The 12745-nt window shown below is 59.4% G+C and carries 5 protein-coding genes; all 5 read left to right on the forward strand.

Annotated features, from left to right (window positions below; translation table 11 throughout):
* The first annotated feature begins 17 nt into the window (after positions 1 to 17).
* Genes ACFFK0_RS00065 through ACFFK0_RS00085 form a run of 5 tightly spaced genes read left to right on the forward strand, consistent with a single transcriptional unit; the run spans position 18 to position 12745 of the window.
* The gene (locus ACFFK0_RS00065; protein ID WP_377467369.1) at positions 18 to 3140 is read left to right on the forward strand and encodes a glycoside hydrolase family 2 TIM barrel-domain containing protein; all 3123 of its coding nucleotides are present in this window, start codon (positions 18 to 20) and stop codon (positions 3138 to 3140) included.
* A complete protein-coding gene (locus ACFFK0_RS00070; RefSeq protein WP_377467371.1) occupies positions 3137 to 5230 on the forward strand; it encodes a beta-galactosidase in 2094 nt (697 codons plus the stop codon). The genes ACFFK0_RS00065 and ACFFK0_RS00070 overlap by 4 nt, the downstream gene beginning before the upstream one ends.
* Positions 5190 to 8339 carry a glycosyl hydrolase gene (locus tag ACFFK0_RS00075; protein ID WP_377467373.1) on the forward strand — a complete coding sequence of 1050 codons (3150 nt, stop codon included), beginning with the start codon at positions 5190 to 5192 and terminating at the stop codon, positions 8337 to 8339. Before ACFFK0_RS00070 ends, ACFFK0_RS00075 begins: the two co-directional genes overlap by 41 nt.
* A gap of 3 nt (positions 8340 to 8342) precedes the next feature.
* Positions 8343 to 10466: a YIP1 family protein gene (locus tag ACFFK0_RS00080; protein WP_377467375.1), complete on the forward strand. Its 2124-nt coding sequence runs from the start codon at positions 8343 to 8345 to the stop codon at positions 10464 to 10466.
* A complete protein-coding gene (locus ACFFK0_RS00085; protein ID WP_377467377.1) occupies positions 10463 to 12745 on the forward strand; it encodes a DUF5696 domain-containing protein in 2283 nt (760 codons plus the stop codon). Before ACFFK0_RS00080 ends, ACFFK0_RS00085 begins: the two co-directional genes overlap by 4 nt.

Below are 12745 nucleotides of genomic sequence, written 5' to 3' on the forward strand. Positions count from 1 at the left end.
GATGGAGGGAAGATCAGGTGGAGGATAAGAAAATGCCGGATTGGGCGAATCTGAGTGTGCTGCGGCGGGGAACGGAAGCTCCGCATGCAAGCTTTATCCCGTACGGAGAAGCGGAGTCCGCGCTGGCCGGCGAGCGGGCGGCTTCCCCGTATTTCATGTCGCTGAACGGGAGCTGGGCGTTTCGGTATGCGGACAGTGCGGCGCAGGCTCCCGAACGCTTCTACGAGCCCGGCTTCAGCACCGGGGATTGGGGACGGATTACGGTACCCGGCAATTGGCAGATGCAGGGATACGGCCGTCCGCACTATTCGAGCAGCTACTATCCGTTTCCGATCGACCCTCCGCATGTGCCCGGCGACAATCCGGTCGGCTGCTACCGGAGAAGCTTTACCGTACCGGAGTCCTGGCAGCGGCATTCGATATTCCTCGTCTTCGAGGGAGTCGATTCCGCTTTTCACGTATGGGTCAACGGGCAGCCGGCAGGCTACGCCCAGGGCAGCCATCTGCATTCCGAATTTTGCATTACGGAGCTGCTTCATCCGGGTGAAAATACAATCGCTGTACAAGTGTATCAGTGGTGCGACGGAAGCTACTTGGAGGACCAGGACAAATGGCGGCTGAGCGGCATTTTCCGGGATGTCTATGTACTGGCCGCTCCATACGTGCGCGTTCGGGATTTCGAGGTGCGGACCAGCTTCGACGAGCGGTATGAGGACGCCGGCCTCAGCTTCCGAATCAACGTCAAGAACGGGAGCGGGCACACGTCCGGCCGGCACAGCGTGCGCATCGCGCTTCTCGACGAAGAGCGGAACACGGTATATGAGGGTGAAGCAGGCGGTGTGGAATCGCTGGACGCGCATGCGGAAGCCGAGCTTGTGACGCGTGTTCCGGTCCGGGCACCCCGCAAATGGTCGGCGGAAACGCCATATTTATATAATCTCGTGTGGACGCTGCTCGACGAATCGGGAAACCTGCGGCAATGTGGAAGCGTTTCCGTCGGTTTTCGCGACATTGCCGTGCGGGACGGGAGGCTGCTGGTCAACGGCTCTCCGGTCATTCTCAAAGGTGCGAACCGCAACGAATTTCATCCCGATCTCGGCTTTGCGATTCCGCTGGAATCGATGCTCCGGGATATCGAGCTGATGAAGCGGCACAACATGAACGCGGTGCGCTGCTCGCATTATCCCAACGATACGAGATGGCTCGACCTGTGCGACCGGTATGGGCTGTACGTCATCGACGAAGCCGATTTGGAGACGCATGGCTGCCATTTTATCGACAATGAAAGCCATCTGGCGCAGGATCCGGCATGGAGAGAGGCGTTCGTGGACAGAGCCCGCCATATGGTGGAGCGCGACAAGAACCATCCTTCGGTCATCCTCTGGTCGCTCGGCAACGAGTCGGGCTACGGACCGAACCATGACGCCATGGCCGAGTGGGTGAGGGAGGCCGATCCGACCCGGCCGATCCATTATGAACGGGCCAAGGACGCGCCGGTCGTCGATGTCGTCAGCTGCATGTATCCTTCCTTGGATGCGCTGATTGCGGAAGGAGAGAAGACCGACGATCCGAGACCGTTCCTCATGTGCGAGTTCGCCCATGCGATGGGCAATTCGGTCGGCAATCTGCAGGAATACTGGGACGCCGTCTACCGCTATCCGCGCCTGCTGGGCGGCTTGATTTGGGAATGGGCGGATCTCGGCATCCGGCAGCGAACGGAGGACGGTACGGAATGGTTCGCTTACGGAGGAGACTTCGGCGACCGTCCGCACAGCGGCCACTTCTGCATCGACGGACTGCTGTTCCCGGACCGGCAGCTCAAAGCGTCCATTCTGGAAGCGAAGAAGGTGTTCGAGCCCGTTAAGGTATTTCCGGTCGACGGCCAGGCGGGAACGGTCGTGCTGGAGAACCGCTACGATTTCTTGAATCTGGAGCACTTGGCGGGAACTTGGAGTGTATGGTGCGACGGGGAAGTCGTGAAGCAGGGCGAGCTGCCGGCGCTCGATGTGCCGCCCGGAGGCCGCAAGGAGCTGACGATTCCGCTCGGCGATGTGCCGGATCGGTGCTGTGGCGAATGCTGGCTGCATATCCGCTTCACGGGGCGGGATGCAACGCTCTGGGCGCCGCAGGGCCATGAGATCGCTTGGGCCGATGTGCCGCTCCCGGTCAAGCCTCCGGCGGCCCCGCACATTAAGACGGCGGCGATGCCCAAGCTGCGATCGGAGGAGACGGAGACGGAGGTTCGCGTGATCGGCACCGATTTCACCGCTCGCTTCCGGAAGGACAGCGGTGCGATGAGTGCGTTCGAATTTGGCGGTATCCCGCTGCTAACCGCAGGCCCTAAGGTGAATGTGTGGCGGGCGACGATCGACAACGATTCCCGCCAGTCGAAAGAATGGAAGAAGGCCGGCTACGATGCGCTGCAGCAGCGCTTGACCGGACTGACCGTGCGTAAGGCGCACGAAGGGGCCGTAACCGTCGAAGCGCAGGCCGTACTTGGTGCGGCAGGGCTCGGTGTCGTCTTCTCGTCGGTCGTGAGGTACGACGTGTACGGAACCGGCGACATGGTCGTTTCCGTTCTCTTCGATCCCCGGCGGGATGCGCTTCCCCCCCTGCCCAGACTCGGACTGCAGCTGGCGATGCCCGGGGAGTTCAACCGGATGAACTGGTTCGGTCTCGGACCGCATGAATGCTACACCGACCGGAAGCAAAGCGGAAAGCTCGGCGTGTACGCCGGATCGGTGCAGGAGCAGTGGGTACCGTACATCAAGCCGCAGGAGAACGGAAACAAAGCCGATGCGCGCTGGGCCGCCGTGACGAATGCGGTGGGCGTCGGATTATTTTTCGGGGGCGTGCCGAGGCTGGACTTCAGCGCCTCTCATTACGATATGGCCAACGTGACGAATGCGAAGCATACGACTGATCTGATCAGGCAAAGCGGTACGTTCGTCAATCTGGATGACCGGCAGGCGCCGATCGGCAATCACAGCTGCGGCGAAGCGCCGCCTCTCGATACATACCTGCTGAAGCCGGAGCGGATGCAATTTGCAGTACGGATGAAGCCGTTTTGCGCAAGAGATATATCGCCGATGCAGCTGTATCGCATGCATCCCGAGCCCTTGGAGGTGAATGGTCTATGAACGATAAGGTGTTCCCGAAAATCTTGTTCGGCGGAGACTATAATCCGGAGCAGTTTCCAAAGGAAGTATGGGATGAGGACATGCGGCTGTTTCGTCTTGCCGGCATCGATATCGCTACGGTCAACGTGTTCTCGTGGGCGTTGAATCAGCCCGATGAGGAGACGTACCGGTTCGAATGGCTGGACGAGGTGATGGATAAGCTGCACGCCGGCGGCGTATACGCGTGCATGGGAACTAGCACGGCTGCTCATCCGGCGTGGATGGCGGAGAAGCACCCGGATATTTTGTCCGTCACCTATGACGGGAAAAAGCGGAAGTTCGGCAGAAGACACAATTCCTGTCCGCACAGCCCGACCTTCCGCCGTTTCGCTCCTCGGATGGCGGCGAAGCTGGCCGAGCGGTACAAGGGGCATCCGGCTCTGCTGCTGTGGCATGTGAATAACGAAATCGGCAACCGCTGTTATTGCGACAACTGCGAGAAGGCGTTCCGGGAATGGCTCCGCCGGCGCTACGGCACGCTGGAGCGGCTCAATGAAGCTTGGTACACGAAGTTTTGGGGACATACGTTCTATGACTGGAATGAAATCGTCCTGCCCAGCGGACTCAGCGAAGGTCTGGGGGGAGGCGAACAAACGGCTTTTCAAGGCATTACGCTGGATTATTACCGGTTCAACTCGGACTCCTGGCTGGAATGCTATTTGTTAGAGCGTGACGCGATCCGGGAGAGCATTCCGGAAGCGGTCGTCACGACCAATTTTCAAGGCAACGGCACCTACAAGCCGCTCGATTATTTTAAATGGGCTCCTCATTTGGACATTATCGCGCTCGATATGTATCCGGAGCACGACGCGAAACCGAGCTACATGGCTCTGCGTTACGATCTGATGCGGAGCTTGAAGGGCGGCGCGCCGTTCATGCTGATGGAGAGCACGCCGAGCGTGTTGAATTGGAAGCCGGTCAATCCGGCCAAGCGGCCCGGCGACATGAGGCTGCAAAGCTATCAGGCGATTGCCCGCGGAGCGGAGTCCGTCATGTTCTTCCAGCTGCGCCGTTCTCTCGGCGCTTACGAGAAGTTTCACGGCGCGGTGATCGATCATGCCGGTCACGAGCATACGCGCGTGTTCCGGGAATGCGCGGAGCTCGGAAACGAGCTGCACAAGCTGGGCGGCGGGCTGATCGGCTCGCGCATTCGAAGCCGCGTAGGCATTCTGTTTGATTGGGAGAACTGGTGGGCCGTCGAGTTTGGCGGCGGACCGACCTCCAGGCTCAAATACTTGGATCAGATGCAAAAATATTACGACGCCCTCTATGAGCGGCAAATTCCGGTCGACTTCGTTCATGTTCATGCGGACCTGCGGCAGTACGATCTGATTATTGCCCCTCTTCTATATATGGTGAAGGAAGGACTCGCCGCCAAGCTGGAGGCTTTCGTCCGGGACGGCGGCACATTCGTTACAACGTTCTACAGCGGCATCGTGAACGAGAGCGATCGGGTGACCCCGGGCGGTTATCCGGGCGAGCTCCGCAAGCTGCTTGGCATATGGGTGGAGGAAGTCGACGCCCTTCATCCGGGACAAATGAACACGATGGTAATGGTTCGGCAGCTGGGGAAGCTTTACGGCTCTTACGAATGCGGGCTGCTCTGCGAGGTCGTTCATCCGGAAGGCGCGGAAGCGATGGCGGTGTTCGGAAGCGAGTATTACAAAGGGCTGCCGGCGCTGACCCGTCATCGATACGGATCCGGCGAAGCTTGGTATGCGGCGGCGGATCCGAGCCCCAAGCTGGTGCGGGAGTGGCTGGCCGCGCTTTGCGTGAGCAAAGGGATCAAGCCCGTCTGCGAAGCGCCTCCCGGCGTCGAAGTGACCGTTCGGGAGCAAGAAGATGAGCGCTTCACGTTTGCGCTCAATTTCGGTCATGAGACGCAAAGGCTTCAGACGGACGGCGCGGAACGCATCGAATTGCTGGGGGGGACCGGCGCAGCCGGCACCTACATCGAGCTCCCGCCGAAGGGCGTCTCGATATGGCAAACCCGGAAGGAGGCGGATCCAGTTGGCTGCAAGATCGAGAGAACGGCTTCGTCAACGGTTTGACGAGCCGCCCGCTTCCTGCCGGTCGCTGCCGTTCTGGGCCTGGAACGATGCCTTGCAGGAGGAGGAGCTGATCCGGCAAGTCAGGCAGATGAAGGATAAGGGCATGGGCGGGTTCTTCATCCATTCCCGGGACGGGCTGGAAACGGAGTATATGGGCCGCGAATGGATGCGGCTTGTCCGGGCTGCGGTGGAGACCGCCTCGGAGCTCGGCATGCAGGCGTGGCTTTACGATGAGGACCGCTGGCCGTCGGGCTTCGCCGGAGGACTTGTGCAGGCGAGAGGCGGCGACGCGTTCCGGGCCAAGGGGCTTACGCTGGAAGTCGTCCGGGACCGGAATGTCACGATTCCGGACGATGCCGCGGCCGCATTCAAAGCGGTCATTGACGAACGCAATTTGCTCAGCTGCGAGCGCCTTTCGACGGCAGCGGATAAAAGCGGCGAAAGCGTGCGGATTCCCCTTGAGCCCAACGAAGTGCTGCTGGTGTTCCGGGTCGAAATATCCGGGCGAAGCGAATGGTTCAACAACGAAGCGCCGCCGGATCAGCTTAATCCGGATACGGTGCGGGCGTTTATCGACATCACATACGAAGCCTACAAGCGGGAAGTCGGGGACTATTTCGGCACGACCGTCCGCGGCGTGTTCACCGACGAGCCGAGCGTGCACGACCGCCACTGCCGGTTTACGGACGGCCGGGGATGGCTGCCGTGGAGCTGGTCGCTTCCCGATGATTTCCGGCGCAGACGCGGCTACGAGCTGTTCGACCTGATCCCTTATTTGTTCTTTGACGGCGAGCTGTCGCCGCAGGCGCGCCACGATTATTGGCGGACGGTTACGGAGCGTTTCAGCGAAGCGTACTCCATGCAGATCGGCCGGTGGTGCGAGGAGAACGGCCTCGCCTTCACCGGGCACTACTTGTGGGAGAACAACCTGGGTACCGCCACCCGGGTGTGCGGAGCGGTGATGCCGAATTACCGCTATCAGCATGTTCCCGGCATCGACATGCTGAACGAGCAGACCGGCGAGTACATCACGGTGAAGCAGTGCACCTCCGTCGCGAACCAGTACGGAAGACCGCTGGTGCTTACCGAAACGTACGGCTGCACCGGCTGGGGCTTTACGTTCGAGGGGCAGCGGTGGATCGGGGATTTTCAATTCGTCCTGGGCGTCACGCTCCGTTCCCAGCACTTGGCGCTCTACTCGATCAGAGGCTGCAGGAAGAGGGACTATCCGCCGGTGTTTAACTACAACACCAGCTGGTGGAAGTACAACGGTATCGTTGAAGATTATTTCGCCAGACTGTCGGCTGTACTTACGGAAGGCAAGCCGATCCGCGACGTGCTCGTGCTGCATCCGTCTTCGACGGCGTGGTGCATGGTCGGGACCGGGCCGTACGGCTTTCCCGCCCGCGGCAAAGACCGGGATGTGTCGATGACAAACCGGTACGGGCACGAATTCAATGCGTTCCTCGGCAGCCTGCTGAGAGCCCATTACGATTTCGATCTCGGCGACGAGACGATTATGGCGGAGACAGGGGAGGTACGGGGCAGCTCAATCGCCGTAAACTTGGCGGAATATCGGGTCGTCGTGCTGCCGCCAATCCGAACCATGCTGACCAGCACATTCCGGCTGCTTCAGGATTTCCTGGACGCCGGAGGGCGGGCGGTGGCCGTCGGGCCTCCGCCGGCGCTGCTCGAAGGGCGTCCGTCGGAGCGGCTAGCCGAGCTGTACGGCCATCCCCGAATGACGGTCGTCGGCAACACGGAGCAGGCGGTCGCTGCGCTCGAGAGCATTTTGCCGCGACGAGTCGGCATCGAGTCCGGCGACGCCGGCCAAGCGGAGGCGCTGCTGTATTTGCTCAAAGAGACGGAGCTTGGGCGGACGCTGTTCGTCGTGAATAACGACCGCGATGCAGCACAGCAGGTGACGATCTCGCTGGATGGTGAAGGAAGCGTGGAGGAATGGACCGCGTTGACCGGCGAGGTCAAGTCCGTACCCTGTGTCTGCGGGGACGGACGAACCCGGTTCCGGGCCGACTTCGGTCCTGCCGATTCCAAGCTGTACATCTGGACGCCGGAACGGGAAAGTCCGGCGGACGGCAGCGTCTCCGCCGATTGCGGCAAAGAGGAAGACAGGACCGTTGACCGGACAACGGAGCTGCTGACGCCAAGCGGGTTTATACGTACGATGCCGAATGTACTGACGCTGGACCGGTGCAGGTACGCGGTCGCAGCCGGCGAGCTTTCCGGCGAAATGGATGTTTGGCAGGCGCAAAGAGCGGTCCGGGAAGCGCTCGGAATGAGGCAAATTTACGGCAACGGCATCGAACAGAGGTATAAGTGGATTAACGAGCCGCATCCGGGGAACGGGACGCCGGTACGATTCCATTTTACATTTCATGTGGAGGTCGTTCCCGAACGGGACGTTTGCCTGGTCGTGGAGTCGGCGGAGCTGTACGACATCGAGCTCAACGGAGCTGCGGTCCCCAGCGTTCCCAGCGGCTGGTTTCTCGACCGGTCCTTCGATCAGGTGCCGCTGCCCCCTGGCGGTCTGAAGCCGGGCACGAACGAGCTGACGCTCAGCTGCCGGTATCACAACCGGATGGAAGTGGAGGATGTGTATCTGATCGGGGATTTCGGCGTCAGTCCCGATCGGGCGATAACCCCAGAACCCGAAGCTCTCGAATACGGAGACTGGTGTCTGCAAGGATATCCTCATTATTGCGGCAGCATGGTGTACGGTTTCGACGTCCGGACTAAGCGGGCGGAAGCCGCGAAAACCGTGCTGGAGGTCGGCGAATATTCCGCCGTTACGGCGGAGGTGCGGGTGAACGGCGTTACGGCGGGACATATTCCGTGGCGGTCGGCGAACGGGCTCGACGTGACGGAGCTGCTGCTTCCCGGCGATAACCGGATCGAGATCGAAGTCATGGGAAGCCCCCGCAACATGCTGGGACCGTTTCATCACACGGGCGCCGATCCGTCGACGACAAGCTGGGCCTCATTCCGCAAGGAAGGCGCCGATTATTCGCCGGAGTATAAGCTGCGGCCGTATGGATTGTTTGAGCCCGTGCGGCTCCGTACGCATAGAGACGGAAAGGGAGGAGGGTAAATCATGTCAAGATCAGGACCCGCATGGGGGCTCCTTATGGCGTTGATCGTCTTGTGCACTGCATTGCTGCCCGAGGCGGCGTCCGCTTCGGTCAAGTACTCCACGTATACGAAGGACAGCCGGGGCAACTTGATTTGGCTGCAGCCGGCCTACTTTCCGCTCGGCGTTATCGGCCAAAGCTTATCCGCGCCGGATCCGAATAATCCGAACGCGACCGCGAGCTCGCCGATGAAAAATCCGAAGGACATCTTCGTGGATGCCAAGAACGAGGTATATATCGCCGATACGGGCAATAACCGGATCGTGCATATGACCGAGACGGGCGAGCTGCTGCGGTATATCTCGCTCCCGGCCAGCCCGTTCAATAAGCCGGAGGGCGTGTTCGTCACGGAAAACGGCGATATCTATGTCGCGGATACGGGCAACAAGCGGGTTGTCAAGCTGGACGCAAGCGGCAATCTGCTGCAGGAATACAAGCGGCCGGAGTCCCGCTACATCCCGGAAACGTTCGTCTTCGATCCGGGCAAGGTGATGGTCGACGAACGCGGATTTATTTACATTGCCGTGCACGGGGGCTATGAAGGTCTTGTGATGCTCGATCCGAAGGGGACGTTTCAAGGCTTCTTCGGAGCGAACCGCACGGTGCTGTCGCCGCTCGACGCGCTGAAGCGCATGCTCTACACGAAAAAAATGTATGCCAACGAAGTCGCCAAGAGGCCGGAGACGATCAACAGCGTCGCAACCGACAAGAACGGCTATATTTATACGGTGACCGGCGGAACCGCCAGCACGAACCAATTAAAGAAGCTGAACATCAAGGGCAATAATTTGCTGCGCAGCTCGTCCAAGCCGTTCGGGGAAATCGCTCCCTGGGACGTTCCGATCGGCCCGGAGGCAAACGGCAAGCCGCAGCTGATCGACGTGGCCGTAGACCAAAGCGGCAACATGATCGTCGTCGACCAGCAGTTCAAGTACATCAGCCATTACGACGCTTCAGGCAATTTGCTGTATTTTTGGGGCGGCGCATCGGCTGTAGGTTCGTCGCAGGTCGGCCTGCTCAAAAGTCCGGTAGCCCTCGATGTCAATTCGAGAAACGAGCTGTTCGTTCTCGACGATCAGGAAAATATCGTGCAAGTATTTCGGCTGTCGGAGTTCGGGCAGAAGGTGGACGAAGCGAACCAGCAGACGCTTGCGGGCAATTACGAAGGCAGCGAGCAGCCGTGGCGGGATGTGCTGCGCCTTAACGCCCAGTTCGCGCCGGCCTACCTGGGCCTGGCGAAGTCGGCCTTCCGCAAGGAGCAATACGAGGAAGCGATGCGGCTGTATCAGGAAGCCGGAGACCGGCAGGGCTACTCGGAATCGTTCTGGCAAATTCGGATGCTGTGGCTGCAAAATCATTTTTCCACGATCGCCAGCACGATTTTGTTCGGAGGCTTCGCGCTGTTCCTGTTCAATAAACTGACGGCCAAAAGCGCGTTTCGGGAAAAATGGCGCAGCCGGCCGCGGACGAAAAACCGGCTGTTGAACGATTTGAAGCTTTCGTTCCGTATACTCAAGCACCCGATCGATGGCTTCTCCGCCATCCATTCCGAGAACAAGGGCACTTATCTCAGCGCGGCGATCATCCTGTTCGGCGTATATGCCGCCCAGCTCGTTCAGCAGTTCGCGACCAGCTTCGCTTTCAATCAGGTGACGTTCGTCGATGTGTTCAACACCTTCACGCAGCTTTTCATCGCTTGGATCGGCTGGGTCGTTGCGAATTATTTGGTCAGCTCGATCTACAGAGGGGAAGGACGGTTCCGCGATATTTTCATCGGCAGCGCTTACGCCCTCGTGCCTTACATCGTGATCGGCGTTCCGCTGGCGATCGTATCGAACGTGCTGACGATGTCCGAAGCTTCGCTGTACCAATTCGCGGCGAATGCGATGACGGCCTGGATCGGCTTGCTGATTTTCTGGAAAATCCAAAATATTCATAACTACTCCGTAGGGGAGACGTTCATGAACATCTTCCTTACGCTGTGCACGATTCTGGTGATCGGCGTGCTGATCTTCCTCATCGGCGGCCTGACCAGCGATTTGTTTACGATGCTGTACGAGATGTTCCAGGAGGTGACATTGCGATGAAGTGGATCCGACAAATCAAAATCAATATAACCGCCGTCATCGTCACCGTCCTGCTCGCAGCGGTTCTTATCGTGATCGCCCTGAGCGTACCCGTCGAATTCAAAACGGACATCCGCCGTACCGCCGCGGCTCCGTCTCAAAGCGGCTCCGCAGCCGAGGCCAAGGCCGCGCTCGCGCAGCTGCCGGCGGACGGCGATTTCAAGCCCGCAGCGGAAAGCGATACGCTGCGCCTGAAGCTGGACGCCAAGACCGGCCACTTTATTGTCGAGGACAAACGCAGCGGACGCGTGTTCCGTTCTTATCCGGATCCGGCCAGCTGGCCGCAGGAGAAAATATCCGAAACCTGGAAGAAGCACCTGGCTTCGCCGCTCATGATCCAGTACGTGGATTTCTCCAAAAATATTTTGCAGGCGAAGGAAACCAATGTTCCCGCCGAAGGCGGGCAAGTGAAAGACGTTCAGATGATTCCCGGCGGCTTCACTCTCGTCTATGAGCTGCCGGCGACCGGGTTTACGATTCCGGTGCAGGTCAAAGTGGAGAATGACTATGTCGAGACGAAAATCATTCGCGAAGGCGTCAAGGAAACGAAGATGGGGCTCGTCTGGATCCGGCTGTTTCCGTTCTTCGGCGCCGAATATACGAACGGTTCGGACCAATATTTGTTCATTCCGGACGGAGCGGGTGCCTTGATTCGCTTCAAGAGCAATCAGCTGAACGTCAACAAAATGTACGATGAACTCGTCTACGGGCGGGACGCCGCCTATCCGGGAATGGAGAACAACCGCAGCAATGTCATTATGCCGGTGTTCGGGATGAAGACGGGGGACAAAGGCTTCCTCGCCGTTATCGATGACGGGGACGAATATGCGAACGTCGTGGCCGCTCCGGCCGGCGTACTGAGCAATTACAACTGGGTCGCCGCGCAGATGAATTTCCGTTCGAGCTTCCTGCAGTTTACGACACGCAATACCAACGTGCCCGATTCATGGGGCTTCGTCGATTACAACCGGGATCGGACCTTTGGCAGCGACCGGACCGTGCGTTATTACATTCTGAACGGCGGGCAGGCGGATTACGTCGGCATGGCGCAGGCGTACCGCAGCTACTTGATCAAGGAGAAGGGCGCGAAGCCGCTTGATGCGGGCGATTCCAACATCCCGATGTATGCGACGATCATTGGCGCCGACCGGGAGAAGGGCGTCGTCAGCGACCGTTACTTGAAACTGACGACAACGGAAGAAGCCTCGCACATCATCGGCTCGCTGCACGATCGCGGCATCAGCCGGATGTCGGTTACGTATTCGGGCTGGCAGGAGGGCGGCTACAGCTCCTTCGGCCGGACGTTCCCGGTCGATTCCCGCATCGGCGGCGGCAATGGAATGAAGTCGTTCATCGATACGGCCCACGGGCTCGGGTATCAGGTTTATCTGGAAACCCCCTATTCGCTCAACAATACGGGCGGCGGCGGCTTCGATCCGAAATTCAACGCGATGGTCAATCTGGCCGGCCGGACGTTAACGTCCAGCCCGCTCGTATCCAGAGAACGGATACCGGTGACGAGCTACAAATTCGTGGAACAGATGGTGAGCCGCGATTTGCCGGAGTTCAAAAGGATGGGCGTCGACGGTCTGGCCGTGGGCTTGCTCGGGCAGCAGCTGTACAACGATTACAACTCGGGCTTCGGCGCCCCGCGGGACGAAGCCCGAACGGTTCAGGAGCGCATCTTGGGCGGCATCAAGTCGGCGCTGGGGAGCGTACAGGGAGACAAGGCGAATATGTACGCTCTGCCCTACATGAATTATATCAAGACGATGGCTTATGACTATTCCTACGATCTGTTCTCGGACGAAGCCGTACCTTTCGTCCAGATCGCGGTGCACGGTCTTGTCCATTATTCGTCCGAATACGTCAACAACCGGCAGGAAGACGTGCATGACTTCCTGCGGGACATCGAATACGGGGCCGCCCCCTCCTTCGTCTTCACGAGAGCGGAGACGGAAACGTTCGTCAACTCGTACGGCCTGCGGTATTACAACACGTATTTCCCGCACTGGGAAGCTTTCGCCGTCGATCAGTACAACCGGTACAACGAAGCGCTCGGCGATGTGCAGAACCAGTTCATAACGGGACACAAGACGCTGGCGCCCGGCGTGAAGGAGACGACTTACGCGAGCGGCAAGCGAATTATCGTCAACTATAATTTGACGCCGTACCGGAGCGGGGATATTGCTGTCGATCCGCAAAACTTTGCGGTTGTGAAGGGAGGGGCGGGACGGTGA

The organism is Paenibacillus chartarius (assembly GCF_042432825.1).
GTDB classification, from domain to species: Bacteria; Bacillota; Bacilli; order Paenibacillales; family NBRC-103111; genus Gordoniibacillus; species Gordoniibacillus chartarius.